Origin of the sequence: Pseudomonas donghuensis (assembly GCF_000696345.2) — a bacterium.
In the GTDB taxonomy this organism is placed as follows: domain Bacteria; phylum Pseudomonadota; class Gammaproteobacteria; order Pseudomonadales; family Pseudomonadaceae; genus Aquipseudomonas; species Aquipseudomonas donghuensis.
Genome location: NZ_CP071706.1, coordinates 911,625 through 938,479 on the forward strand (window position 1 = coordinate 911,625; position 26,855 = coordinate 938,479).

Sequence of the window (26,855 nt, forward strand, 5' to 3'; positions counted from 1 at the left end):
ACCGGGAGACTGTGGTTTTTCCCTGGGTCGGAAAAAAGCCGCGCATCATACCAGCATGCTCAGGCAGCGGTAATTAATGTCGCGATACACTGCAGATATCTGCAGGTTCTGCGCCGTTCCCCCCTTACGAGACCACGCTGTGCAACTGATCGACTACCGCGACCTCACCCCGGCCCAGCGCGATCGGCTGATCGACATCCAGGTGCAGCCCGAGCAGCAGCGCTATGCCGGTGATATGGCCGGCGCGCTGTACATCCTGCACAGTAAAGACAGCCCTGACCTGCGCGGCGTGGCGCTGCTGGTGGAGGCCGTGCCGCGTGCCTTCCTGTTGCTCCAGCGCGGGGCGTTCCTGGCGCCCTGGGCCAGGGTCGATGCCGCGACGGTCAATGCCTTGCAGGTGGATCGACGCCTGCAGGGGCGTGGTCTGGGGCGATTCTGCATGCAGGCATTGCCGGGCCTGGTGCGCGACCTGTGGCCCGCGGTGCGCTGCCTGCAGCTATCGGTGGACCCGGGCAACCACGCCGCCCTGGCCTTGTACCGGGCCACCGGCTGGGTCGACAGTGGTGATGGCTACCGCGCGCGCAAGGGGTATGAGTGTCAACTGACCCTGGCGCTGTGAGCGACTACGCTTGTTAGATACCCCGGCGGAGAGCAGTTGATGACCCACAGAGCCCTGATCGTCGTCGCCGAAGGCGTGGATGACTTGCAAAGCGTGACCCTGATCGACGTGCTGCGCCGCGCCGAACTGGAAGTAGTGGTGGCCAGCATTGAAGGCCGGCGGATGCTCACCTGTGCCCGTGGCACGCGTTTGACCGCCGACGGCATGCTGGTCGACCTGCTGGCCCAGCCGTTTGACCTGATGGTCTTGCCCGGGGGCGAAAAAGGCGCACAGCACATGACTGCCCACCAGCCGCTGGCGCAGCAGGTGAAGGATCAGGCCAAGGCCGGGAAGTTTTTTGCCGCGATCGGCGAAGGGCCCTTGGCGCTGCAGGCCTATGGCGTGTTGCGTCAGCGGCGCATGACCTGTGATCCAGGTGTCAGCCAGGGCTTGTCCGGGTGCAGTTTTGTCGATCAGCCGGTGGTGGTGGATGGTAATTGCATCACCGCGCAGGGCTCGGCGGCGGCGCTGGAGTTTGCCTTGGTGCTGGTTGAACAGGTGGCGGGGCGGGCGCTGCGCAAGCGGGTGGCAGGCCTGTTGCGGGTGTGACAGTGCTGGCCCTATCGCTGGCAAGCCAGCTCCCACAGGTTTTGCATGCACCGGACTTGTGGGAGCTGGCTTGCCAGCGATGAGGCCCCTGAGGTCAATCCTCGGGCCTGTTCTGCATATGATCGCGCCCAGCCAAGGTCGGGAACAGCTTGATCCACACCCCGGTCACCAGCAGCGTCCCGACCCCGCCCAGCACCACCGCCGGCACCGTGCCGAACCAGTGCGCCGTCACCCCCGACTCGAACTCACCGAGCTGGTTCGACGCACCGATGAACAGCCCGTTCACCGCACTCACCCGGCCCCGCATCTCGTCCGGGGTCTCCAGTTGCACGAAGGCGCCGCGAATCACCATGCTGATCATGTCGGCGGCACCCAGCACCGCCAGCACGGCCAGGGAAAACCAGAACGAAGTGGACAGGCCAAAGGCGATGGTCGCCACGCCAAACACGCCGACGGCAGTGAACATCACCCGCCCGACCTTGCGCTCCACCGGGAAGCGCGCCAGCCATAGCGACATCAGCAAGGCGCCCACCGCCGGCGCCGAGCGCAGCAGGCCCAGGCCCCATGGGCCGGTGAGCAGGATGTCCTTGGCAAACACCGGCAGCAGTGCGGTGGCGCCGCCCAGCAGCACGGCGAACAGGTCCAGGGAGATGGCGCCGAGAATGTCCGGGCGGCTGCGGATAAAGCGAATCCCGGCCATCAACGATTCGAGGCTGGCGCGGCCCTGGTTGCCCGGTTGCTGACGGGAGACCAGGCCCAGGGTCAGTACACAGGCGATCAGGTACAGCGCCACCGTCGGCCCATACACCCAGACGCTGCCGAAGGCATACAGAAAGCCGCCTACCGCCGGCGCCACGATCGTTGCTGCCTGCATCGCCGAGGCAGAAGCGGCCACTGCACGCGGGAACAGCTCGGAAGGCACCACGTTCGGCAGCAGCGCCTGAGTTGCCGGCATTTCGAACGAGCGTGCGCTGCCGAGCAAAAACGCCAACAGGAAGATCAGTTCGCGGCTGACACTGTTGGTGCTGCTGGCAACCACCAGCACCAGGGCGATCATGGCCTGGGCGCTCTGGCACAAGGCCGCGACCCGGCGCCGGTCATAACGGTCGGCAACGTGCCCGGTGTGCAGCATGAACAGCACCCGCGGGGCGAACTCCACCAGTCCCACCAGGCCCAGGTCGAGGACATTGCCGGTCAACTGGTAAAGGTGCCAGCCGATCGCCACGGTGAGCATCTGGAAACCACTGGCGGTAAACACCCGGGCCAGCCAGAAGGCCAGGAAGGGACGGTGATGACGCAGTAGCAGAACAGGGTCTGACATCGGCGAAACAGAGCCTCGGCGAAGGGATCGGCGGTGCAGATTATCATCACTTTGTAACAGTAGGTTGCGAGGAGTTCGGCCTGCGTGCGGTTAGCGCACTGTTTTAGGGCGCGGTAAAGGGGGTGAGACAACCGGTCACGCGGCAATCAACCACACAAGCGCGCAGTCCGTTCAGGACTATCCTTTCAGGCAACCGTTGATCTGGATCAATTGTTTCATTTGCAACGGTAGGGCCAGACGGCCGAATTCCCTGCGATGTGATGTTTACAGAACAATTCCAACTTGCCGCACTCAACTACCGTGGGGGCAGTTGGCGCCAAGGCCATCGCCTGACGCCGGATTACCTGACAGAGGAAGCACTATGTTCGGATTAGAGGCTCTAGATCTCGCCCGAATTCAGTTCGCGTTTACCGTGTCCTTTCACATCCTGTTCCCGGCCATCACCATTGGCCTGGCGAGCTACCTGGCTGTTCTCGAAGGGTTGTGGCTGAAAACCAACAACAGCGTCTACCGTGACCTTTACCATTTCTGGTCGAAAATCTTTGCCGTCAACTTCGGCATGGGGGTGGTCTCCGGCCTGGTCATGGCTTACCAGTTCGGCACCAACTGGAGCAAGTTCTCCGACTTCGCCGGCTCCGTCACCGGCCCGCTGCTCACGTATGAAGTACTCACGGCCTTCTTCCTCGAGGCCGGTTTCCTTGGCGTCATGCTCTTTGGCTGGAACCGTGTCGGCCGTGGCCTGCACTTCTTCGCCACGGTCATGGTGGCCATCGGCACCTTGATCTCGACCTTCTGGATCCTTGCTTCCAACAGCTGGATGCAGACCCCGCAGGGCTACGAAATCGTCAACGGCGTGGTCGTTCCGGTGGACTGGTTCGCAGTGATCTTCAACCCGTCGTTCCCCTACCGACTGGCGCACATGGCGACGGCCGCCTTTGTGGCTACGGCGTTCTTCGTCGGCGCTTCGGCAGCCTGGCACCTGTTGCGCGGCCGCGATAACCCGGCGATCCGCAAGATGCTGTCGATGGCCATGTGGATGGCCCTGATCGTGGCCCCGGTACAGGCAGTGATCGGCGACTTCCACGGCCTCAACACCCTCAAGCACCAGCCGGTGAAGATTGCTGCGATCGAAGGCCACTGGGAAAACGTGCCGGGCGAACCGACCCCGTTGATCCTCTTCGGCATCCCCGACATGCAGGCCGAGACCACCCGCTTCAAGCTGGAAATCCCGGCGCTGGGCAGCCTGATTCTGACCCACAGCCTGGACAAGCAAGTGCCGGCGATGAAGGAGTTCCCGAAAGAAGACCGGCCTAACTCGACCATCGTGTTCTGGTCGTTCCGGGTCATGGTCGGCCTCGGTATGCTGATGATCTTCGTCGGCCTCTGGAGCTTGTGGCTGCGCAAAAGCGACAAGCTCTACAGCTCGCGGCCGTTCCTGTACCTGACCCTGTGGATGGGGCCGTCCGGCCTGATCGCGATCCTCGCCGGCTGGTTCACCACCGAGATCGGTCGCCAGCCCTGGGTGGTCTACGGCCTGATGCGTACCGCCGATGGCGCTTCGAACCACAGCTACGGCCAGCTCGGCCTGACCCTGGTGATGTTCGTGGTGGTCTACTTCGCGCTGTTCGGCACTGGCCTGGGCTACATGATGCGCCTGGTGCGCAAAGGGCCGAAAACCGGTGAAGGCGACGAGACCAATCCCGGTGGCCCTGGCCAGCAACGCACCCCCGCCCGGCCGCTGTCCGCCGCCGATGACGACCATGACAATGGCGAGCCCGCCAGCCTGAACAAGGGGAACTGAATCATGGGCATTGATCTTCCGCTTATCTGGGCCATCATCATCATCTTCGGCATCATGATGTACGTGGTCATGGACGGCTTCGACCTGGGCATCGGCATTCTCTTTCCCTTCGTCAAGGGCGAGCAGGACCGCGATGTGATGATGAACACCGTGGCGCCGGTCTGGGACGGTAACGAAACCTGGCTGGTGCTCGGTGGTGCGGCGCTGTTCGGCGCCTTCCCGCTGGCCTACGCAGTGGTGCTCTCGGCGTTGTACCTGCCGTTGATGCTGATGCTGGTCGGGCTGATCTTTCGCGGCGTGGCCTTCGAGTTCCGCTTCAAGGCCACTGCGGCCAAGCGCCACCTGTGGGACAAGGCGTTCATCGGCGGCTCGCTGGCGGCGACCTTCTTCCAGGGCGTGGCGCTGGGCGCCTTCATCGAAGGCTTCGAGGTGGTCGATCGCAACTACGCTGGCGGCAGCCTCGACTGGTTGACCCCGTTCAGCCTGTTCTGCGGCCTGGGCCTGATCGTCGCCTACGCCTTGCTCGGCTGCACCTGGCTGATCATGAAGACCGAAGGCAAACTGCAGCTGCAGATGCATGACCTGGCGCGCCCGCTGGCCCTGGTGCTGCTGGCGGTGACCGGTATCGTCAGCATCTGGACGCCGCTGGCCCATCCGGACATTGCCGAGCGCTGGTTCAGCCTGCCGAACCTGTTCTGGTTCCTGCCGGTGCCAATCCTGGTGCTGGTGACCCTCTACGGTTTGCTCCGGGCGGTGGCGCGTAATGCTCACTACACCCCGTTCCTGCTGACCCTGGTGCTGATCTTCCTTGGTTATAGCGGCCTGGGCATCAGCCTGTGGCCGAACATCATCCCGCCGTCGATCTCGATCTGGGATGCTGCTGCGCCACCGCAGAGCCAGGGCTTCATGCTGGTCGGGACCTTGTTCATCATCCCGTTCATCCTCGGTTACACCTTCTGGAGCTACTACGTGTTCCGCGGCAAGGTGACCCACGAAGATGGTTACCACTAGGGGAGCATGGCAATGACTGGCAAAGGCACGATTGACGAAGAGAAGAAACCGCTCTGGCAGCGCCTGGGCTGGTTGGCGCTGATCTGGGTGGGCAGTGTGCTGAGCCTGGCCCTGGTGGCCTGGCTGATGCGCCTGTTCATGAGTGCGGCCGGACTGAGCACGCACTGAAACGATATTTCCCATCCCGCCTTGCGGCGGATTTACAGCCCTTCGCAGCGTCAGCTGCGGAGGGTTTTTTTTAGGGCCTCATCGCTGGCAAGCCAGCTCCCACAGGGCCAGTGGACACCGGTCTATGGTGGGAGCTGGCTTGCCAGCGATGCAGGTGACGCGGTGCTGGTTTATTTACGCGCCTTGAGCACCACGAACTTCGGCGTCGCCGCCACCTGCTCGACCCCGCGGAACAAGCGCGCCAGCTTGCTGTGATACCCCAGGTGACGGTTGCCGACGATGTACAGTGCGCCGCCGACCACCAATGCCTCACGAGCCTGCTGGAACATCCGCCAGGCGAGGAAGTCACCGACCACCTGCTGCTGGTGGAACGGCGGATTGCACAGCACCACATCCAGCGACTGTGCCGGCTGCCCGGCCAGGCCGTCGTCAGCGCGTACAGTGACTTCACGCTGGCCCAGCGCCACCTGCCAGTTCTCCAGTGCCGATTGCACCGCCATGTACGATTCATCGACCAGGGTGTACTGCGCCTGCGGGTTGGCCAGGGCGCTGGCGATCGCCAGCACGCCGTTGCCGCAGCCCAGGTCCGCGACCCGTGCATCGCCGAGGTCTTTGGGCAGGTGCGGCAGGAACGCCCGGGTACCGATATCCAGGCCTTCGCGGCAGAACACGTTGGCGTGGTTGAGCAGCTCAAGGTGTGGCGCGTCGAGTTGATAGCGGGTCGGGTAAGGGGAGGTGAACGCCGGCTTTGGCTCGAAGGTGGCAATCAGCAGCCGGGCCTTTTTCTTCGCCAGCGATGCCTGCACCGGGCCGATATACTTCTCCAGCAGATCACCCGCCGCGCGGGGCAGGTGCTTGATCATGGCGCCGGCAACCACTTGCGCGCCGGGCGTCAGTTGGCCCTGCAAGCGGATCAGTTGCTCCTCGAGCAACGCCAGGGTCTTGGGCACACGTACCAGCACCCGGTCGAACGGCCCCTGCCACGGCTTGCTGGCCGCCACGAACGGTACTGCATCGAAGGCCAGGCCGTTACGCACCAGGTTCTTTTCCAGGGCCAGATGCGCCAGGTGCGAATCACCGCTGCTGAGCACCGCTACATGGGGGGCCAGGCTGGTGGCCAGGGCACCGAAGCTGTCATTGAGCACCAGCACCCGGGTACTCGCCGTCGGTGACTGTTCGGCCAGGTGCTCCAGCAAATACTCGTCGGCAGCATCGAAGGCTTGCAGGGGGTCGTTGGCTTGCTCGGGCTGGCGAAGCAGGTCGAGTTCGGCGAAAGGGCTGGTCAGCAGGGGCATGGTGTAAGGCTCTGGGGCATTGATGTGCGCGCGTGGCGCGCTCTACAGGGCCGTGATTCTACCGTGCTTTGCAGGGGGACGGGGCTGTTGGCTCAGATCAGGCCACGCATCGCCGCAATGGCGATCGCGCCGGCTTTGTTGCTCGCGTTGGTTTTGCTGATGATGCTGCGGATGTGAAAGTTCACCGTGCTCTGCGACAGCGAAAGGATGCAGGCGATATCGGCGGCGGTCTTGCCGGCGGCAGACCATTTCAGTACTTCGGTCTCCCGCGCGGATAAATTGCAGGCCGGTGTTTCGTGCCCCGGCTGCCGGTCAATCATCAGCGTATGCAGCAGGTTGCACAGCCAGATCGTCTGGCCGGCCTTGTCGTAGAGCTCTTCGAGGCTGATTGCTTGTTGGCTGCGGGCGACGCTGAGCATGCTTTCGTTGTGACGCATATCGTGTGCCGACTGGCTCCAGCCATGGCGCAGACCGTGGGATTGGGCGTCTTCCCAGAATTGAGGCGTCTCTCGGAACAGGTCATCGCACCACAGGATCGGCATTAGCGAACGATGGCCGTGGGCGACGATTGGGTCGATGTCCAGGTAGTTGCAGCGTTGGTAGTGTTCGTTCCAGGCGTCGGGATAATTGTTGAAGGTTCTTAGTTGAGGCGCCAGAGTCGCGATCTGCACGCGCATGCCGAAGGCCAGGTACTCCATGCCCAATTGCTGGGCCAGGGAAACCGCGAGCTCAAACATCCGTTGTTCGTCGGTTTCACCCAGCAACTGCTCTAGCTGCTGTTCTTTCCAGTGCGGCATGGGGCCAGTCTCTCGTTGATGGATCCAACAACTGAATAAAGGTGGAAAGTAGTGTAGGAAATGTCCCACGATTTTGTTGGGTTTTTTGGCTATAGAAATGTGAACATTTCTACAGGGATGTTCTTTAGCACACAGTGGCGTAGTTGTTTGATATCAGTTTGAAATCAATGGGCTATCACTGGTACTGACCACGCCACTGGTCGATGCCACTACAAACCAACGGTGTTTATCCCGCAGCGTTTGCGCGACACTGGGCCATCTTTTCTTTGGAGCGAGTCATGACTGCCAGTGCTGAAAAGTTCACCCGCCAGACGCTGCTCGACGTCCAGCCACTGACCCCCAGCCTGTTCAGCCTGCGTACCAGCCGCGACCAGGGCTTTCGTTTTCGTGCCGGCCAGTTCGCCCGCCTAGGGGTGACCAAGGCTGACGGCAGCGTGGTCTGGCGCGCTTATTCGATGGTGTCCTCGCCATTCGACGAGCACTTGGATTTCTTTTCCATCGTGGTGCCGGGCGGTGAGTTCACCAGTGAACTGAGCCGACTGGGCGAAGGCGACAGCCTGCTGATCGATCGCCAGGCCTTTGGTTACCTGACCCTCGACCGCTTTGTCGACGGCCGCGACCTGTGGCTGCTGGCAACCGGCACCGGTATTGCGCCGTTCCTGTCGATCCTCCAGGACTTCGAGGTGTGGGAGCGCTTCGAATCGATCAAGCTGGTCTACTCGGTGCGCGAAGCCCGGGAGCTGGCGTACCTGGAGCTGATCGCGGGCCTTGAGCAACGCGACTACCTGGCGGAATTTGCCGGCAAGCTGCAGTTCATCCCGATCGTTACCCGTGAACAGCATCCCGGCGCCCTGAACCTGCGCATCACCACCCTGATCGAGAATGGCGATCTGGAACGCGCAGCAGGCCTGGCGCTGACCCCGGAACATTCGCGGGTGATGCTCTGCGGCAACCCGCAGATGGTCGATGACACCCGCAAAGTGCTCAAACAATGCGACATGAACCTCAGCCTCAGCCGCCGCCCCGGCCAGGTAGCCGTCGAGACCTACTGGTAAGCCGCAAGCAAAACGGCGCCCGCAGGCGCCGTTTTTTTATCCCTGCACTCAGGGTTGCCGATTCTGCGCCTTGAGCAGGTCGCGGATCTCGGTGAGCAGCTCTTCTTCTTTGCTGGGTACCGGCGGCAGGGTGGGTGCGGCGGCTTCTTCGCGTTTCAGGCGGTTGATGACCTTGATGCCCATGAAGATCGCGAAGGCGACGATGATGAAGTCGAGGATGGTCTGAATGAATTTGCCATAGGCCATTACCACGGCCGGTATGTCGCCTTCGGCGGCTTTGAGGGTTACCGCCAGGTCACTGAAATCGACGCCGCCGATCAGCAGACCGATCGGTGGCATGATCACATCACCTACGAAAGATGAAACGATTTTGCCAAAGGCGGCACCGATAATGATACCGACGGCCATATCGACGACATTCCCTTTGACCGCGAAGGCCTTGAATTCACTGAGCACGCCCATGGTTTATTCCTTGTAACAGATGAGATTGGTAAACGCAGTGTAAATCAGCTATGCGCTTCATGCTCCGCGCTGCTGCAACAGACTGCGGTTATACCGAATAGTTTTGTGGTTTTCTGTGCCCGCCCAGGCTGTCGAGGTCGGCTATGATGGTGCCTTTTTCCAGAGGACCGTCCCATGGCCAAGGCCAAGCGCATGTACGGCTGCACCGAGTGCGGCGCCACCTTCCCGAAATGGGCCGGGCAATGCGCTGAATGCGGCGCCTGGAACACCTTGGTCGAGACCGTGCTGGAAAGCGGCGCCGCCGCGGCCCCCAGCGGGCGCACCGGCTGGGCTGGGCAACAGGCGCAGATCAAGACCCTGGCCGAAGTCAGCGTCGAAGAAATCCCGCGCTTCACCACCGCCAGCGCCGAACTGGACCGGGTGCTCGGCGGCGGCCTGGTCGATGGCTCGGTGGTGCTGATCGGTGGCGACCCGGGGATCGGCAAGTCGACCATCCTCCTGCAGACCCTGTGCGCCATCGCCACGCGCATGTCGGCGCTGTATGTCACCGGCGAAGAGTCGCAACAACAGGTGGCGATGCGTGCCCGGCGCCTGGGCCTGCCCCAGGACAAACTGCGGGTGATGACCGAAACCTGCATCGAAACCATTATCGCCACGGCGCGGGTCGAGAAGCCCAAGGTGATGGTCATCGACTCGATCCAGACCATCTTCACCGAACAGTTGCAGTCGGCTCCCGGCGGCGTTTCCCAGGTGCGCGAGAGTGCGGCGTTGCTGGTGCGCTATGCCAAGCAGAGCGGCACGGCGATCTTCCTGGTCGGTCACGTGACCAAGGAAGGCGCGCTGGCCGGGCCGCGGGTGCTCGAGCACATGGTCGATACCGTGCTGTATTTCGAGGGCGAGTCCGACGGCCGCCTGCGCCTGTTACGCGCGGTGAAGAACCGTTTTGGCGCGGTCAACGAGCTGGGTGTATTCGGCATGACCGACCGTGGCTTGAAGGAAGTTTCCAACCCGTCGGCGATCTTTCTCACGCGTGCCCAGGAAGAGGTGCCGGGCAGTGTGGTCATGGCCACTTGGGAAGGCACCCGGCCGATGCTGGTGGAGGTACAGGCGCTGGTCGATGACAGCCACCTGTCCAACCCGCGGCGGGTTACCCTCGGCCTGGACCAGAACCGCCTGGCGATGCTTCTGGCGGTGCTGCATCGCCATGGCGGCATCCCTACCCACGACCAGGACGTATTCCTCAACGTGGTCGGCGGGGTCAAGGTGCTGGAGACAGCCTCCGACCTGGCGCTGATGGCGGCGATCATGTCCAGCCTGCGCAACCGCCCGCTGGACAACGGCCTGCTGGTGTTTGGCGAGGTCGGCCTGTCCGGCGAAGTACGCCCGGTACCCAGTGGCCAGGAGCGTCTGAAGGAAGCGGCCAAGCATGGCTTCAAGCGTGCCATCGTGCCCAAGGGCAACGCACCGAAGGAAGCGCCGCCCGGATTGCAGGTGATTGCCGTGACCCGGCTTGAGCAGGCACTGGACGCGCTGTTCGAGTGACCTGCGCACCCCGGCGCGTGCAAGGCGTGCCGGGGTGAAGTTGCAAGTGATTCTCACTAACGAGTAGCATACCGCCTTCTTCCGGCCATCCACAGGGAGTTCGCGTGGCGGAGTCCGACTTGAAGCGGCTGTTCCTCAAGCACGCGAGAACCTTGCAGGGGGTGTTGACGCGCAAGGTGCGTGATCCGCAACTGGCTGCCGACCTGGTGCAGGAGAGCTTTCTGCGCCTGGCCGAGCAACAGGGCCATGAACGGATCGACAACACCCCGGCCTATCTCTATCGCACTGCGCACAACCTGATGATCGATCATGTTCGTCAGCAGCAACGGCGCAAGACCGATTCGGTGCCTCACGAGGCACTGGAAACCATCGTCGAAGACCGCCCGGGCCTGGATGAACATGCCGCCACTGAACAGCACATGCGCCGCCTGCGCAGGGCGCTGGCCGACTTGCCGCCGCGTACCCAGGACGTGTTCCGCCTCAACCGCCTGGAAGGCATGACCCACGCCGAGGTGGCGCGCGCGATGGACATTTCCGACAGCTCGGTGCAGAAGCATCTGGCCAAGGCCTTGGCCTATGTGATGCAGTGTCTGCAGGAACCAGGATGACGAACGGTTTACTGGGAAATGCGCCTTCAGACGTCAGCACTCATATAACCAGAACTCGAGAGAACCGTGTGACCAGCCAGAACTCGCCAGAGCAAGCCATTCGCGAGCAGGCCGCCGAGTGGGCGGTGCTGCTCAGCGCCGGCCCGTTGAGAACCGAGCAGGAGCAGGCGCTGGCGCGCTGGTTGGCCAGTGATCCGCGCCATGCCCAGGCGCTGGCGTTTGCCCAGGCGACCTGGGCCGACCTTGGCCGTCTTGGCTCGCTTGACCAGGGTGCGCCAAGGGCGTCGCTTGCCGTGGCCCGTCCACTGGCCGGGCGCCGACGCCGTTCACGCTTGCGCTGGGCATTGAGCGCTACGGCTGCATGGGTGCTGGCGGTTGTCGCTGTGGATCAGTTGCCCAGCGTTTCCTTGGCATTGCACGCCGATTACGCAACGGCCAAAGGTGAAGTGCGCCGGGTGAGTTTGCCCGATGGCAGCCAGGTCGACCTGGACAGTCACAGTGGCATCGAGCTGGCCTACAGCGACAGCGAACGTCGTGTGCGCCTGTTGGCCGGTGAAGCGGTGTTTACTGTTGCGCCGGTCTCCGGCACCGAACAACGGCCTTTCGTGGTCGAGCGGGCAGGGGGCAGCAGCCGTGCCCTGGGCACGCGTTTCGTGGTGGGCCCCGAGCCTGATGGCGGCACCTGGGTCGGCATGCTCGAGCACAGTGTTGCGGTTACCTTGCAGGACGCCGCGCAAACGGGCAGCGGCGAGCAGTTGCTCAAGGAAGGTCAGAGCCTGCGCTACGACACGACCCACGGTATTCGCCTGTGGCCTGAGCAGGACGTGCGTCGTGCCACCGCTTGGCAGCGCGGCGTGCTGGTGTTCGAGCGCGAACCGCTGGCTGAGGTGGCCGCGCAACTCAATCGCTATCGTAGCGGGCACCTGCTGATCACCGATCAGGCCCTGGCACGGCGTGAAGTCAGCGGCATGTTTCGTCTGGATAACCTGGACGCCGCGCTGGGCCTGCTGACCGATGAACTCAAGGTCAGTCGGCTGGATCTGCCGGGGCTGACCCTGATCTATTGAGTGCCTTGGCGGGCGATTGTCGGCAGCGGTTTTTTCCACGAAACTGGCGTTTTCACGATGATCTGAAGGCAGGGATATGGCCAGTGGTTTTCTCGCGTGTATTGCTTCATCCCTCTCCGGCGCCTTGCTGCTCGGATTGTGCAGCACTCAGGTGCTGGCGGCCGACGACAACCTGGTGCAGTTCGACCCCGCCACCTGCGAGTTCGGTGCACCGCTTGAGCCTTACTTCGACAAGGCGATTGCCAAGCGTCAGGCCCTGCCTGCCAAGGCGCAGGAAGAGGAGGTGAGCTACCCGGTCGACCTGCCCTTCCATGGCATCAAGGTCACGGCGGTATTCATCGGCTATGAATGGCACGGGATCTATTTTGATGCGCCGCCCGATCAGGTGCGTACGCTGTTTCGCAAACTGGGCTACCGGGTGGCCGAAGACGGTGACATGTCGGCCAGCGGCGATGAGGTTGCGGTGACGGCATCGATCATCGAAAACAGCGGCAAGGACCGTAAACAAGGGCAATCGGCGCTCACCTGCGGCGTCTGATGTTCACGGGTTAAATTTCTTTTGAAATTTCTTTACTGACTTTCCCCACGTTGCACGTCTGTTTGTTGAGATTGATTTTCATTACTAGAAAACGCCAACACAGCGAGCAACAGACGTGAGCAATCCACACCAACGACGCACCCGACCGCTCGGTCGGGTAGCCCTTGCCAGCAGCCTGATGCTGGGCGCCTGGACCTTGCCGATGGGGATTGGCAGCGTCCAGGCGGCCGAGCCCGCGACACCCAGCCAGCGCACCGCGCTGATCCACTTCGACATTCCCGCCCAGGCCCTGGACAGTGCTGTGCTGGCCTTCGCCGAACAGGCCGGGGTGCAGGTGTTCTTCGACAGCCGCAAGCTGGCAGGCCTGCGCAGTGAAGGCTTGCGCGGCGAGCATTCGGCACAGGAAGGGCTTGGCCTGTTGTTGCGCGGCTCGCCCGTGCGCTATCGCTTCAGCGGCTCCGACCGGGTCGGCCTGGAGCGGGTGAGCGACGACGGCCAGGCGCTGGAGCTGGGCGCCACGCATGTCGACTCGAACAGCGATGCCGATTGGGTTTATCAGACTCCCCGTTCGGTCAGCGTCATCACCCGCGAGCAGATCGACAAGCGCCCGCCACGCCATGCCGCCGACATGCTCGAAGAAACCGCCGGCGTCTACACCGCCGTCAACCAGCGCGACCCGGGCCTGTCGGTGAATATCCGCGGCGTGCAGGACTACGGCCGGGTCAACATGAACATCGACGGGATGCGCCAGAACTTCAACGTCAACGGTCACCAGCAGCGCAACGGGGTGATGTTCGTTGACCCGGAGTTCATCAGCAGTGTCGAGATCGAAAAAGGTTCGCGCTCAGGCATGGGCGGCGCCGGGGTCATCGGTGGTATTGCCAGTTTCAACACCGTGCAGGCCAGCGAGTTTCTCGGTGCCGGCAAGGAATACGGCGGCCGCCTGCGCGCCGGTCACGGTATCGGTGAACTGGGTAACGGCACGTACTTCAATGGCAGTGCGCTGTTCGCGTTCGGCAATGAAGTCGGCGATGTCTTGCTCGGCGTCAGTGAGCGCCATTTCGGCAACTACCGGGCGGGCAGCAACAATGAAGACAACCTCGGCACCGAGATTCGCCTGAAGAACCAGTTTCCCGCCGCCTGGGACGACTGGCTCAAGGGTGAAGTCGAAGACATGGGCAGCGTCACCCGTTCGCAGATGATCAAACTGGGCCTGAACCTGCCCCAGGATCAGCGCGTGCAGTTGAGCTACATGGAGACCGACACCGACAGCAAGGATGCCTGGACCTGGCTCAACGACACCGAGGACCAGTACTTCTACCAGCGCTCCGGCAGCAACGACATCAATGCCAAGAACGTCGCCCTCGACTACAGCTTCAGCCCCGACAGCGACCTGATCGATTTTAGGGCCAAGCTCTATTTCGTCAGCACCCGCCAGGATCGCTGGAATGCCGGCAACAATGCCAGCCCGCAAAGCGGAAACTACTATGCGGCCTACAGCGATCGCTTCCAGACCGATACCTGGGGCCTGCAGTTGCAGAACACCTCGCGCTTCTACTTTGGGGCGAGCGACCAGCTGACGTTCGACTACGGCACCGAGCTGTTCCAGGACAAATTCAAGCCGCGCACCGATCGCGTGCCGGCCAGCAACGAAGAAGCCTACCCCTACGTTCAGGGGTCGACGCCGGGCGGCAAGCGCGTCATGGCCAGCCTGTTCGGGCAAGTGCAGTACGAACACGGCAACTGGCTGACCCTGGATGCCGGCCTGCGCTATGACCGCTACCGGCTCACGGGTGAAACCGGCATGACCGTGTGGATGTACCCGGACGGACCGTTTGAGGCCGACCTGGGCAAGCCGGCGACGCACCTGCTGTTTGACGAGGCACAGGAAGAAGGGCGCTTCTCGCCGACCTTCGGCATTGCCGTCAAGCCGGGTGTCGACTGGCTGCAGCTGTACACCCGTTGGGGCCGTGGCTGGCGGCCACCCTCGGTCACCGAAGTGTTCATGTCCGGCCGTCCCCACGGCGGCGGTGGCGCCGAGATGGTCTACCCCAACCCGTTCCTGCAAGCCGAACGCTCCCACGACTGGGAGCTGGGGGTGAACATCTTCAAGGAGTCGTTGTTCCGTGAAGGCGATCGGCTGGGCATGAAGGTCGCTTACTTCGACACCCGGATCGACAACTTCTCGTTCCTCGATATCAACGTCGATGTGCCGGGCCTGACCGCAGCAGGCACCTCGACCGGACGCATGGCGTACCAGAACAACCAGCAGCAGACCCAGTTCCGTGGCGTGGAATACGCCGTGGATTACGACGCCGGGCGGTTCTACAGCAAGCTCAGCTACACCCACATGATCGGCAGCAACGAGTTCTGCTCGCCGCAGTTCTACCTGGGGGGAGCCAAGGATCTCAAGCGCGTGGGCACGGTGCTGCGCCCGCTCAAGGTCGGCAATCGCATCATCATGCGGCGGGTGCCGGTGAGCGAGGCGTTCGACAATGCAGAGCTCAACAACTACAGCCGCTGCGGCGACATCATGGGTAACGCCACCTACATGCCGGCTGATCGCGGTTCGCTCACCGTCGGTTTGCGTTTTCTCGACAACCAGCTCGATGTCGGTGCCCGCCTGCGTTACAGCAAAGGCAACGGCACCAACCTGGACACCCACAACTACTCCTACCTCGATCAGGCCCTGTGGCCGCAGTACAAGGTCTACGACCTGTACGGCAGCTACTGGATGACGCCGCAGCTGAACCTGGCCCTGAGCCTGGAAAACCTCACCGACCAGGCGTACTTCGTGGCCATGGGCGACAGCAACAACCTGTCCCTGGCCCGTGGCCGGACCCTGACCGGGATGCTCGAGTACAAGTTCTGACCGAATTGCCCATACCGGGCAACACCGAAGGCATGGAACACGCCTTCGAACCACAACCCTCAACTATTTAGAGGATGAGACATGAGCCTTTCCGTTTCTTACGATGCAGCGTACGCCTCCTACACCGTTGACGATTACCTGGCCACCTGGGCGGCCGGTTTCGCCACCGCAGGTCATGGCTACAGCAACACCGGCGGTTTCAACAAAGGCGGCTTCAACGGCGAGCAGTATGCGACCCACGGTGCCAATGGTTCCGACTACGCCTTCGTAGCCAGCAGCGATACCACCAACGGCCTGCACTATGTGTTCAACCCGGGCCAACCGGCCAGCAGCAACATGAACCACTACCTGTGGGGCGAAGTGGACAGCGTTTCGCTGGGTTACAAGCTCGGTGGCGGCAATGGCAGCAACTTCACCCTGGCCGAAGAAGTGGTCACGTTCAATGGCCTGGACCTGGAGGCGGCGCTGGGCGCCGGTCGCGCCGGCAACGAAGTGCAGAGCGTGATCTACGGCCTGATGCAGGGCAACACCTCGGCCCTGGAAGGCGTGCTGGACAACCTGCTGGCCGGTTACGGCGTATCCACCGACGACACCTTCGACGCCATCAGCGCTGCCCTGGCCGGTGGCCCGCTGAATGTCGCTTCGGCTGATGTGGTGGGCGTTCAAGCCCTGGCCGAGGACTTTGCCCTGGCCGCCTGACCCCAGGCAAAAAAAAGCGAATGGAAGATCACTCCTCCATTCGCTGCTGGCTTACCCCGCCGCCTGCGTCTTTGCCGGGCCCAGGCGGCGGTGGTGCGAATTCTGCGAGCCTGCGCCGGCGAGGTCAACCGCCCGCGGGCTCGCCCTGTTGAGGTCCTTCATGAAAGCAACCCGCTCCCGCCCTGCGAACGAAGTATTGCAGGCGCTCAAGGCCTGCCGCGCCGGCTTTGCCAACATCGGCCTGTTCACTGCGGTGATCAACCTGCTGATGCTGGCACCAGCGCTGTACATGCTGCAGGTCTACGACCGGGTGCTGTCTTCGGGCAATGAGATGACCCTGCTGATGCTCAGCCTGATGGTGCTGGGCCTGTTCGCCTTCATGGGCCTGCTGGAATGGGTGCGCAGCCTGGTGGTGATCCGTCTCGGCACGCAGATGGACATGCGCCTCAACCCGCGCGTGTTCGAGGCCGCCTATCAGGCCAGCCTGGCCGGCCACAAGGGTGCGGCGACCCAGGTGCTCAGCGACCTGACCACCTTGCGCCAGTTCGCCACCGGCCAGGCGCTGTTCGCCTTTTTCGATGCGCCATGGTTCCCGGTGTACCTGCTGGTGATGTTCCTGTTCAGCCCCTGGCTGGGGTTGATGGCGCTGGTTGGCGCCGTGTTGTTGACGATCCTCGCCTGGATCAACGAGCGCCTGACCCAGGCGCCATTCGCCGAAGCCGGGCAGCTGTCGCAGCAGGCCGGACAGCAGGCTGGCGCCAACCTGCGTAATGCCGAAGTCATGGAGGCGATGGGCATGCTGGCGGCGGTGCGTCAGCGCTGGGCCAGGTTGCACCACGGTTTTCTCCTGCGCCAGAACCTCGGCAGCGAACGCACGGCAGCGATCACCGCAGTGTCCAAGGGCCTGCGCCTGGCCCTGCAATCGCTGGTACTGGGCCTGGGCGCATGGCTGGCGATCGAGCAACTGATTACCCCGGGGATGATGATCGCCGGCTCCATTCTCATGGCCCGGGTGCTGGCGCCGATCGACCAGCTGATTGCCGTGTGGCGCCAGTGGGGGTCGGCACGCCAGGCCTATGAGCGGTTGTACAGTTTGCTCAGCGAGCAACCGCCGCGCGCGGCCGGCATGCCGTTGCCGGCACCGAGCGGGTGCTTGCTGGTGGAGCAGCTCAGTGCGATGCAGCCGGGCACGCGCAAGCCGTGCCTGGTCAATCTCGGTTTCGAGCTGGCGGCCGGCGACAGCCTGGGGATTATTGGCGCGTCCGGCTCGGGAAAGTCGACGCTGGCGCGTTTGCTGGTTGGCGCTGCCTTGCCGGCTGCCGGCAAGGTGCGCCTGGATGGCGCCGAGCTGCAGCACTGGGACAAGGGCCTGCTCGGCACCCACATCGGTTACTTGCCGCAAGACGTGCAGCTGTTCGCCGGGAGCATTGCCGAGAACATCGCCCGCTTGGGTGCGGTCGACTCGCAACAGGTGGTGGCCGCCGCACAACGGGCCGGTGTGCACGAGCTGATCCTGAAACTGCCCAATGCTTATGACACCCAGTTGGGTGAAGGCGGGGCGGGGCTGTCCGGTGGCCAGCGCCAGCGCATCGGCCTGGCCCGGGCGTTGTACGGCCTGCCGGCGCTGATCGTGCTCGATGAACCCAATTCCAACCTGGATGATGTTGGCGAGCGCGCTTTGCTTGAGGCTATCAAGCAGATCAAGGCGCAGCAGCGCACGCTGATCCTGATTACCCACAAGTCCAGCCTGCTGGCGGCTGTGGATAAGTTGCTGGTGCTACAGAACGGCCAGATGCAGGCCTTCGGTCCGAGCGCACGGGTGCTGCAGGACCTGCAGCGCAGCCATAAGCCGGCCGGCATTCCCACCCCCACCCCGGCGCTACGCAGCGCGGCCAGCGTCAGCATGAGCTACGGCACCCCGAGATCCTGATCATGACCGTCCCTCAGTCGCTTCACGCGCATGCCATTCCCGACAACCTGCTGACCCTCGATGCCCGCCGCCACAGCCGTTTGGGCCGCTGGCTGGTGATCGGTGGTTTTGGCGGTTTCATCCTCTGGGCCGCCTTGGCACCGCTGGACAAGGGCGTGCCGGTTTCGGGCAACGTGGTGGTCGCCGGCAGTCGCCAGGCTGTGCAGCATCCCACGGGCGGCACCATCGAACGTCTGCTGGTGCGCGACGGCGACCGTGTCAGTGCCGGGCAGGTGCTGGTGCAGATGGACGCCACCCAGGCTCAGGCCCAGCATGATTCGTTAAGGGTTCAGTACGTTAACGCCCGGGCCAGTGAAGCGCGCCTGCAAGCCGAGCGTGACGGGCTGGCATCGATCACCTTCCCGACCGAGCTGCAGGCCCTGGCGGCCGAGCCCTGGGTGGCCACCGCCCTGGAACTGCAGCGCCAGTTGCGTAACAGCCGGCGCCAGTCGCTGGACATGGAGCTGGCCGGCCTGCGCGAGAACATCGCCGGCGCCGAGGCCATGCTGGCCGGCGTGCAGGGCTCGATGAGCCACAAGCAGGAGCAACGCGCCGCGCTCGATGAGCAACTGCAGGGCCTGCGTGAACTGGCCCGCGACGGTTACATCCCGCGCAACCGCTTGCTCGACAGCGAACGCCTGTACGCGCAGATCAACGGCGCGATTTCGGAGGACCTGGGCAATATCGGCCGCACCCGCCGCCAGGTTCTGGAGCTGAAACTGCGCATGGCCCAGCGGCAACAGGAGTACCAGCGCGAAGTCGGCCAGCAGTTGAGCGAGATGCAGTCCAGCGCCGAAGACCTCGGCAACCGCCTGCGCAGCGCCGCCTTCGAACTGGCCAACACCCAGCTGCGCGCCCCGGCCAGCGGCACGGTGGTGGGCCTGAGCGTGTTCACCAATGGCGGGGTGATTGCCCGTGGCCAGCAACTGATGGAGATCGTTCCCAGCGATGCGCCGTTGCTGATCGATGCCCGTGCGCCGGTGGAGTTGGTCGACCGCCTGCACCCGGGGTTGCCGGTGGAGATCATGTTCGTCGCCTTCAACCAGAGCAAAACGCCACGGGTCGAGGGTGAGCTGACCCTGGTCTCGGCCGACCGCCTGGTCGATGAGAAAACCCAGCAGCCCTACTACCAGGTACGCGCCAAGGTCAGTGACGCCGGTTTGCAGCAACTGGCCGGCCAGGACATCCGCCCCGGCATGCCGGTGCAAGCCTTCGTGCGTACCGGCGAGCGCTCGCTGCTCAATTACCTGTTCAAGCCGTTGACCGACCGGGTGCATGTCGCCCTGGCGGAGGAATGATGTCGATGCGAGTGTGGTCATGCCTGCTGTTGTTGGGCACCAGCCTGTCGGCCGCTGCAGTGGACCTGGGCGATGCCTATGCCCTGGCCCTGCGCAACGATCCGGCCTTCCATGCCGCCATCGCCGAGCGCGATGCCGGCCTTGAGAGCCGCGCCATCGGCCGGGCAGCGTTGCTGCCGAACCTGTCCTACCGCTACAACAATGCCCGCAACGATTCCGAAGTGACCCAGACCAACGCCCGTGGCAACGTCACCAGCCAGCGTGACTACCGCAGCTACACCTCGACGCTGACCGTGCAACAGCCGCTGTTCGACTATGGTGCCTGGGCCGAGTACCGCCAGGGTGTGGCCAAGGCGTTGCTGGCGGACGAGCGTTTTCGCAGCCGCAGCCAGGAGCTGGCGGTGCGGGTGTTCGCCGCCTACAGTGAGGCGCTGTTCGCCAACGAGCAGATCGCCCTGGCCCAGGCCCAGCGCCGTGCCTATGCCGAGCAATTGCAACTGAATCGGCGCTTGCTCAAGGGCGGCGAGGGTACCCGTACCGACCTGCTGGAAACCCAGGCGCGCTATGAGCTGGCCCAGGCCCAGGAAATCGAGGCCAGCGACAACCTCGATGCGGCCCTGCGCGCCTTGCAGGCAATCATTGGTGAGCCGCTGGAGGTTGCCGACCTGGCGCCGTTGAATGGTGATTTCCGCGTTCAACCCTTGCAGCCACTGCGCTTCGAAAGCTGGCGGGATCTTGCCGTGGCCCACAACGCCGAACTGGCGTCCCAGCGTCACGCCCTGGTTGCCGCCGACTACGCCGTCGAGCGTCAGCGCGCCGGCCACCTGCCGACCCTGAGTGCCTATGCCAGCACCGGCAAATCCAGCTCCAGCTCCGAAAGCAGCTACGACCAGCGCTATGACACCGACAGCATCGGCATCCAGGTCAGCCTGCCGTTGTTCGCCGGCGGCGGCGTGTCGGCGGCCACCCGCCAGGCGGCTGCCGAGCGCGACAGTGCGCGCTTCAGCCTGGATGGGCAGATTGCCGACACGCTCAATCAGTTGCGCAAGCAGTTCAACCTCTGTGCCAGCAGCACGGCGAAGATCCGCGCCTATGAGTTGGCGGTCGAGTCAGCCAGCGGCTTGATCACGGCCACGCGCAAAAGCGTGGCCGGTGGCGAGCGGGTCAACCTCGACGTGCTCGATGCCGAACAGCAGTTGTACAGCGCCCGCCGCGACCTGGCGCAGGCGCGCTACGATTACCTGCGCGCCTGGTTGCAGCTGCGTTATCTGGCTGGGGTGCTGGAACCGCAGGATTTGCAGCAACTGAATGGCTACTTTGCCAGCGGCCCGGGGGATTTGGCTGCAGGCTGAGTTCAGCTTGCCATTTGACTTGCAGTAACCAAGCGTTTGACTTGGCTACTCGCCGTGTTTTGACATAATTGCTTAAGCGCTTTCTTATAAAACCCAGTATTTACAGGGCTTTCATGTGCTATTTTTTGACTTACTGAAGAAGTGCTCTTGAGATAATTCGACATGCCGACTTTCAAGCACCACGAACTGGCACTGCTTAACCCTTCCTTCGACTCGCCATTGGTGGATGTCTTGACGGAGCTTGAGCACTTACGTCGCTATCGGCTTGCTGGCACCACACCTTCCAGTCTGTTCTTCCAGCTCAAGAGCATTTTCCACCTTCTAGAGAGCTTGGGTTCGGCACGTATCGAAGGTAACCACACGACACTTGCGGACTATGTCGAAAGCAAAGTGGAGGGGGCTGACTCTGCATCGGACCAGCTTCGCGAAATATCCAATATCGAAAAAGCCATGACTTTTGTCGAGGACCATTTCAATGAGGCGGATGACGTCGGTTTGCATCTGCTGCGAGAGTTGCATGCCATTACCGTCGACGACCTCGACAGGGAAGGGGATCGAACCCCTGGCAGTTTCCGCGCTGGACAGGTGCATATCGCCCAGTCGAGCCATTTCCCGCCCGATCCGGTGCAGGTCCAAGGTTACATGGAGGAACTGGTTGCTTTCATCAATCGCAGGGATCCCCAAAAGTACGATCTGATGAAGGTTGCCATCGCTCATCATCGATTCGGTTGGATTCACCCGTTCAGCAATGGCAATGGCCGCGTGGTGCGGTTATTGACCTATGTGATGTTGATCAAATATGGATTCAACGTCGCTGCAGGTGGGCGTTTGCTCAACCCGACCGCGGTGTTTTGCAATGACCGCGAACGCTATTACGAAATGCTTGCCCAAGCGGATGCCGGTACGGCTGAAGGGCAGGAGCGGTGGTGCGAGTATGTTCTGCGGGGCATTCTGGACGAACTCAGGAAGCTTGATCGATTATTGGATTACCGTTATTTGAAACAGGCCATCCTGTCTCCAGCACTGGCCCATGCCCGTGAGCGGGCGTTGCTTACCGAGCTTGAGTACGGAGTGCTCCGGTTGCTGCTCGATAGTGACAGCGCAATTGCCAGATCGAGTGACCTGGCAGCCGCGATGCCGGGACTGAATGGCCCTCAACGTACGTATCAGATCAAGAAACTGGTTGAGCGCGGCATGCTGGTCCCGATCAAGCCCAATGCCCGCCAATACACCTTGGGCTTTTCCCACAGCTACCTTTTGCGTGGGGTTATCCGTGCGCTGACCGCCGAGGGATTCATTACCCAGCAGCTGTCATCGGCGCATCAATAACGGCGCAATAGAAAAGGCCGGTGCATAAGCACCGGCCCTGTTGAATCAAGCGCAACCCAATCAGTGCTCCGAAATCGCCTCTCGTCGCGCCGGCGGCTCTCCATGCTCGCCCTCGCTCATCACCGGTACCTCCTTGCCTTCGGCGTTGAACAGCTTGCCGTCTTCGAAGTAGTCACCATCGCGCAGGGCGGAAATGTCCGAGTAGTGGAGGGTGCGTTCGTAGGCGGCGGCGAATACCGACTGCTGGTCGGAGTTGCCGGCGGTGAAGTGGTTGAACACCAGGTTGAGCACGATCGCCATGATCGCAGCCGAGCTGATGCCGGAGTGGAAGATGGTCTCGAACCAGTTGGGGAACTGCGCGTAGAAGTTCGGCGCGGCAATCGGGATCATGCCGAAGCCCAGGGAGGCGGCAACGATGATCAGGTTGACGTTGTTCTTGTAGCTGACCTTGGACAAAGTGCGGATGCCGCTGGCGGCAACGGTGCCGAACAGCACGATGCCGGCGCCACCCAGTACCGAGGTCGGCACCGCGGCAATCACCCGGCCCATGATCGGCAGCAGGCCGAGCACCACCAGGATCACCCCGCCAGTGGCCACCACGTAGCGGCTCTTGACCCCGGTCACGGCTACCAGGCCGACGTTCTGGGCGAAGGCGCTCTGGGTGAAGGAGCCGAAGATCGGCGCCAGGATGCTCGAGGCCATGTCGGCGCGCAGGCCATTGCCCAGGCGTTTGGAATCGACCTTGGTGTCGATGATTTCACCGACGGCGAGGATGTCCGCCGAGGTTTCCACCAGGGTCACCATGATCACGATGCACATCGACAGGATGGCGGCGATGTGGAAGGTCGGCATGCCGAAGTGGAACGGCGTCGGCAACGCCACCAGCGGGCCGTCGAGAACTTTGCTGAAGTCAGCCATGCCCAGCGACCAGGCGATCAGGGTGCCGATGACCATCGCCAGCAGGATCGACAGCCGCGAGATGGTCGCGCTACCCAGCTTGCTCAGGACCAGGACGATGACAAAGGTCAGGCCAGCCAGGCCGATGTTGGCCATGCTGCCGAAATCCGGCGCCTTGCTGTTGCCTCCCATCACCCAGCGTGCGGCCACCGGCATCAGGGTCAGGCCGATGGTGGTGATGACGATACCGGTGACCAGCGGCGGGAAGTACTTGGTGATCCGCGAGAACACCGGGGTAATCAGAAAACCGATCAGCGACGCCGCCATGACCGCGCCCAATACCCCGGGCAAGCCGCCACCGCCTTCACTGCTGAGGATCGCGCCCATGGTCGCCACACCGGCGAACGACACCCCTTGCACCAGCGGCAACTGGCAACCGAACCACGGCAGGCCGAGAGTTTGCAGCAGGGTTGCCAGGCCACCGGCAAACAGCGACGCGGCGATCAGCAGGCCGATATCGGCGGGGCCCAGGCCGGCTGCCTGGCCGAGGATCAGAGGCACGGCGACGATACCGCCGTACATGGTCAGAACATGCTGCAGGCCATAAGCCAGGTTGGCGCCAAGGCCCAGGTTCTCGTCTTCGGGACGCTGGGCTGAAGACGTGCTAGGGGAGGACGTATTCATGGGGCAAGTTCTCAGTTTTATTGTTGTGGCGCTACTGTAGACAAGTCCTACACATGAATGCCAGAACAATTGTATACAATTTTTAGATTTGCGTAGGAACAGTCCTACCTATGGTTTGGCTTCAGGGCTGGATGCAGAGATCGTTCCAACAGCTGCGCGCAGCCCTCGCAAGGCTGCGTGAGAAATGACAGGGAGGCTGAAAAAGCTGTCCAGATGGACAGAAAAGCAAGGGGTAGGCTGGTGGTTAGGGTGCTAACAGATTCTAATCTTCGATCAATTCCCGCAGTTCACGCATCATTTCGGGGTTGTCGGCCAGGTTGAGTTCGACCAAACGCCGCAAATGGCACGATGAATCGATATCAGTACGCAGGCAAACAAAACCCAGTCGATTGCCTTCCTCATGGCGCAGTTCCACCTGCATCCATAGCGTTACTTGCTCCCCCAGGTGGACAAGGGCCTCGAAGTCCTGGGTCAGGTCGGGGTCCCAAGGTTCTGGGCACTTGATCAGCAAGCCCTTGAGGGACAGGTCAATCAGCTCGACCGGCCAGTACCGATCGCCCTGACGCAGTTCGGTGGGGCTATCGAAGGCTACTCGCTGGAAACGTCGACGTTCTTGGGGGTCGCTCATGTTCAGGCACTCCGGGGTTCTTCCTGACTATAGCTCAGCACTTGCCAAGGCCCGCGCAAGGGCGCATAACGAGGTTTGTCCAACCCACGCTGGAGGGCTCTAGACCAACGTGGGGGCTGGCCTTTCCTGCCAGTATCGCTAGACTCGAAAGGCTGTCTTTTATCCACTAGCTGGAAGCAAACCATGAACAACAATAATAGCCTGCTACGCCACATTCCGTGGTTGGCGCTGGCAGTCATAGGAGCCTGTGCGCTGGGTGTGGTCGCCCTGCGTCGTGGCGAGGCCATCAACGCCTTGTGGATTGTCGTCGCTTCGGTGGCCATCTATCTGGTCGCCTATCGCTACTACAGCCTGTTCATCGCCACCAAGGTGATGCAGCTGGACCCACGTCGGGCCACTCCGGCGGTGCTTAACAACGACGGTCTGGACTACGTGCCGACCAACAAACACATTCTTTTCGGTCACCACTTCGCCGCGATTGCCGGTGCCGGTCCCTTGGTCGGTCCGGTGCTGGCGGCGCAGATGGGGTACCTGCCGGGCACGCTCTGGCTGATTGCCGGGGTGGTGCTGGCCGGTGCGGTACAGGACTTCATGATCCTGTTCCTCTCCACCCGCCGCAACGGCCGCTCGCTGGGCGACATGGTCCGCGAAGAAATGGGCCGGATTCCGGGCACCATTGCCCTGTTCGGCTGCTTCCTGATCATGATCATCATCCTTGCGGTGCTGGCGCTGATCGTGGTCAAGGCCCTGGCCGAGAGCCCATGGGGCATGTTCACGGTGATGGCGACCATCCCGATCGCGATGTTCATGGGCATCTACATGCGCTACATCCGCCCGGGCCATATCGGTGAGATTTCGCTGATTGGCGTGGTGCTGCTGTTGCTGTCGATCTGGCTGGGGGGCCAGGTTGCCGCCGACCCGGTCTGGGGCCCGGCGTTCACCTTCACCGGCGTGCAGATCACCTGGATGCTGGTGGGCTACGGTTTCGTTGCCGCGGTACTGCCGGTGTGGCTGGTGCTGGCACCGCGTGACTACCTGTCGACCTTTCTCAAGATCGGCACCATCGTCGGCCTGGCCATCGGTATCCTGATCATCGCTCCCGAGCTGAAAATGCCGGCGCTGACCCAGTTCACCGACGGTACCGGCCCGGTCTGGAAAGGCACCCTGTTCCCGTTCCTGTTCATCACCATCGCCTGCGGCGCGGTATCGGGCTTCCACGCGCTGATCTCTTCGGGGACCACGCCGAAACTGCTGGATAACGAAGTCAACGCCCGTTACATCGGCTACGGTGGCATGCTCATGGAGTCGTTCGTGGCGATCATGGCCATGGTTGCCGCCTCGGTGATCGAGCCAGGCGTGTACTTCGCCATGAACAGCCCGGCCGCAGTGGTTGGCGCCGACGTCGTGTCGGTGGCGCAGACCGTCAGCAGCTGGGGCTTTGCCATTTCCCCGGACGCCCTCGAAGCGGTGGCCAAGGACATCGGCGAGCACACCATCCTGGCTCGTGCCGGCGGTGCGCCGACCCTGGCGGTGGGGATCGCGCAGATCCTCCACCAGGTGCTGCCGGGTGAAAACACCATGGCCTTCTGGTATCACTTCGCGATCCTGTTCGAGGCGCTGTTCATCCTCACCGCTGTGGACGCCGGTACCCGTGCCGGGCGCTTCATGCTTCAGGACCTGCTGGGCAGCTTCGTACCTGCACTCAAACGCACCGAATCGTGGGGCGCCAACCTGCTCGCCACCGCCGGTTGCGTGGCGCTGTGGGGCTACCTGCTGTACCAGGGCGTGATCGATCCGCTGGGCGGCATCAACACCTTGTGGCCGCTGTTCGGCATCTCCAACCAGATGCTCGCCGGCATCGCCCTGATGCTCGGCACCGTGGTGCTGATCAAGATGAAGCGCCAACGCTACATGTGGGTCACCCTGGTGCCTGCGGTATGGCTGCTGATCTGCACCACCACTGCCGGCTTCATCAAGCTGTTCGACCCGAACCCGGCAGTCGGCTTCCTGGCCCTGGCCAACAAGTACAGCGCGGCGCTCGACGCCGGGCAGGTGCTGGCCCCGGCCAAGGACATCGGCCAGATGCAGCACGTGATTTTCAACGCCTACACCAACGCGGCCCTGACCGGCCTGTTCCTGTTCGTGGTCTTCAGCATTCTGTTCTTCGCCCTCAAGGTCGGCATCGCTGCCCTGGGCAAAAAAGAGCGGACTGACAAAGAGTCCCCGTTCCAGGCCCTGCCGGATGCGTAACCGAA

Annotated in this window: 23 protein-coding genes; 17 read left to right on the top strand and 6 right to left on the bottom strand. The window is 62.7% G+C overall.

Going from position 1 to position 26,855, the window contains the following annotated elements; translation table 11 throughout:
• Window positions 1-139: 139 nt before the first annotated feature.
• Both BV82_RS04090 and BV82_RS04095 read left to right on the top strand, forming a co-directional pair.
• Window positions 140-619, top strand: coding sequence for a GNAT family N-acetyltransferase (locus BV82_RS04090; protein ID WP_036993774.1), 480 nt, complete (start codon window positions 140-142; stop codon window positions 617-619).
• A 39-nt stretch (window positions 620-658) separates the two neighbouring features.
• Window positions 659-1,207, top strand: a complete 549-nt coding sequence (locus tag BV82_RS04095) for a DJ-1 family glyoxalase III (RefSeq protein WP_010226432.1) — start codon at window positions 659-661, stop codon at window positions 1,205-1,207.
• 94 nt (window positions 1,208-1,301) lie between these two features.
• Here BV82_RS04095 and BV82_RS04100 read toward each other — a convergent pair whose 3' ends face one another.
• Window positions 1,302-2,528 (bottom strand): MFS transporter, encoded by a 1,227-nt coding sequence (locus BV82_RS04100; RefSeq protein ID WP_010226430.1) that lies wholly within the window; start codon window positions 2,526-2,528, stop codon window positions 1,302-1,304.
• 361 nt (window positions 2,529-2,889) lie between these two features.
• Here BV82_RS04100 and BV82_RS04105 point away from each other — a divergent pair, with 361 nt between their 5' ends.
• Genes BV82_RS04105 through BV82_RS04115 form a run of 3 tightly spaced genes read left to right on the top strand, consistent with a single transcriptional unit; the run spans window position 2,890 to window position 5,508 of the window.
• Window positions 2,890-4,329 (top strand): cytochrome ubiquinol oxidase subunit I, encoded by a 1,440-nt coding sequence (locus BV82_RS04105; protein ID WP_036993776.1) that lies wholly within the window; start codon window positions 2,890-2,892, stop codon window positions 4,327-4,329.
• Between the two features lie 3 nt (window positions 4,330-4,332).
• Window positions 4,333-5,340 carry a cytochrome d ubiquinol oxidase subunit II gene (cydB, locus tag BV82_RS04110; RefSeq protein WP_010226427.1) on the top strand — a complete coding sequence of 336 codons (1,008 nt, stop codon included), beginning with the start codon at window positions 4,333-4,335 and terminating at the stop codon, window positions 5,338-5,340.
• A 12-nt stretch (window positions 5,341-5,352) separates the two neighbouring features.
• Entirely contained in the window at window positions 5,353-5,508 is a 156-nt protein-coding gene (locus tag BV82_RS04115) for a DUF2474 domain-containing protein (protein WP_010226425.1), read from the top strand.
• A gap of 170 nt (window positions 5,509-5,678) precedes the next feature.
• On the opposite strand, the gene BV82_RS04120 is transcribed toward BV82_RS04115, so the two are convergent.
• A complete protein-coding gene (locus BV82_RS04120; RefSeq protein ID WP_036993779.1) occupies window positions 5,679-6,803 on the bottom strand; it encodes a methyltransferase in 1,125 nt (374 codons plus the stop codon).
• A 92-nt stretch (window positions 6,804-6,895) separates the two neighbouring features.
• Entirely contained in the window at window positions 6,896-7,600 is a 705-nt protein-coding gene (locus BV82_RS04125; RefSeq protein ID WP_010226421.1) for an autoinducer binding domain-containing protein, read from the bottom strand.
• A 278-nt stretch (window positions 7,601-7,878) separates the two neighbouring features.
• Between BV82_RS04125 and BV82_RS04130 the strand changes: the two genes are divergently transcribed.
• The gene (locus BV82_RS04130) at window positions 7,879-8,655 is read left to right on the top strand and encodes a ferredoxin--NADP reductase (RefSeq protein WP_036993781.1); all 777 of its coding nucleotides are present in this window, start codon (window positions 7,879-7,881) and stop codon (window positions 8,653-8,655) included.
• Between the two features lie 48 nt (window positions 8,656-8,703).
• Here BV82_RS04130 and mscL read toward each other — a convergent pair whose 3' ends face one another.
• Window positions 8,704-9,117, bottom strand: a complete 414-nt coding sequence (mscL, locus tag BV82_RS04135; protein ID WP_010226419.1) for a large-conductance mechanosensitive channel protein MscL — start codon at window positions 9,115-9,117, stop codon at window positions 8,704-8,706.
• A 174-nt stretch (window positions 9,118-9,291) separates the two neighbouring features.
• Here mscL and radA point away from each other — a divergent pair, with 174 nt between their 5' ends.
• The 10 genes from radA to BV82_RS04185 all read left to right on the top strand — a co-directional run bounded on the left by radA (window position 9,292) and on the right by BV82_RS04185 (window position 22,391).
• A complete protein-coding gene (radA, locus tag BV82_RS04140) occupies window positions 9,292-10,659 on the top strand; it encodes a DNA repair protein RadA (protein ID WP_010226418.1) in 1,368 nt (455 codons plus the stop codon).
• Window positions 10,660-10,763: 104 nt separating this feature from the next.
• Window positions 10,764-11,267, top strand: a complete 504-nt coding sequence (locus BV82_RS04145) for an RNA polymerase sigma factor (RefSeq protein WP_036993783.1) — start codon at window positions 10,764-10,766, stop codon at window positions 11,265-11,267.
• A 68-nt stretch (window positions 11,268-11,335) separates the two neighbouring features.
• Window positions 11,336-12,334 (top strand): FecR family protein, encoded by a 999-nt coding sequence (locus BV82_RS04150; protein WP_010226416.1) that lies wholly within the window; start codon window positions 11,336-11,338, stop codon window positions 12,332-12,334.
• Window positions 12,335-12,410: 76 nt separating this feature from the next.
• A complete protein-coding gene (locus tag BV82_RS04155; RefSeq protein WP_036993785.1) occupies window positions 12,411-12,872 on the top strand; it encodes a hypothetical protein in 462 nt (153 codons plus the stop codon).
• A gap of 178 nt (window positions 12,873-13,050) precedes the next feature.
• Complete coding sequence (locus BV82_RS04160; protein ID WP_036993787.1) at window positions 13,051-15,744, top strand: TonB-dependent receptor; 2,694 nt, start codon at window positions 13,051-13,053, stop codon at window positions 15,742-15,744.
• 81 nt (window positions 15,745-15,825) lie between these two features.
• A complete protein-coding gene (locus BV82_RS04165) occupies window positions 15,826-16,443 on the top strand; it encodes a heme acquisition protein HasA (protein WP_010226413.1) in 618 nt (205 codons plus the stop codon).
• Window positions 16,444-16,603: 160 nt separating this feature from the next.
• Window positions 16,604-18,373, top strand: coding sequence for a type I secretion system permease/ATPase (locus BV82_RS04170; protein ID WP_036993788.1), 1,770 nt, complete (start codon window positions 16,604-16,606; stop codon window positions 18,371-18,373).
• Window positions 18,374-18,375: 2 nt separating this feature from the next.
• Window positions 18,376-19,710 (top strand): HlyD family type I secretion periplasmic adaptor subunit, encoded by a 1,335-nt coding sequence (locus BV82_RS04175; protein WP_036993791.1) that lies wholly within the window; start codon window positions 18,376-18,378, stop codon window positions 19,708-19,710.
• A gap of 5 nt (window positions 19,711-19,715) precedes the next feature.
• Window positions 19,716-21,062, top strand: coding sequence for a TolC family outer membrane protein (locus tag BV82_RS04180; protein WP_051636694.1), 1,347 nt, complete (start codon window positions 19,716-19,718; stop codon window positions 21,060-21,062).
• A gap of 162 nt (window positions 21,063-21,224) precedes the next feature.
• Window positions 21,225-22,391, top strand: a complete 1,167-nt coding sequence (locus tag BV82_RS04185; protein WP_036993793.1) for a Fic family protein — start codon at window positions 21,225-21,227, stop codon at window positions 22,389-22,391.
• A 60-nt stretch (window positions 22,392-22,451) separates the two neighbouring features.
• Here the strand turns inward: BV82_RS04185 and BV82_RS04190 are convergent, their stop codons facing one another.
• Together BV82_RS04190 and BV82_RS04195 are read right to left on the bottom strand one after the other, a co-directional pair.
• Window positions 22,452-23,972 (bottom strand): nucleobase:cation symporter-2 family protein, encoded by a 1,521-nt coding sequence (locus tag BV82_RS04190; protein WP_010226403.1) that lies wholly within the window; start codon window positions 23,970-23,972, stop codon window positions 22,452-22,454.
• 262 nt (window positions 23,973-24,234) lie between these two features.
• Complete coding sequence (locus BV82_RS04195; protein WP_010226401.1) at window positions 24,235-24,600, bottom strand: PilZ domain-containing protein; 366 nt, start codon at window positions 24,598-24,600, stop codon at window positions 24,235-24,237.
• Window positions 24,601-24,783: 183 nt separating this feature from the next.
• Between BV82_RS04195 and BV82_RS04200 the strand changes: the two genes are divergently transcribed.
• Window positions 24,784-26,850, top strand: coding sequence for a carbon starvation CstA family protein (locus BV82_RS04200; RefSeq protein ID WP_010226399.1), 2,067 nt, complete (start codon window positions 24,784-24,786; stop codon window positions 26,848-26,850).
• The last annotated feature ends 5 nt before the right edge of the window (window positions 26,851-26,855 follow it).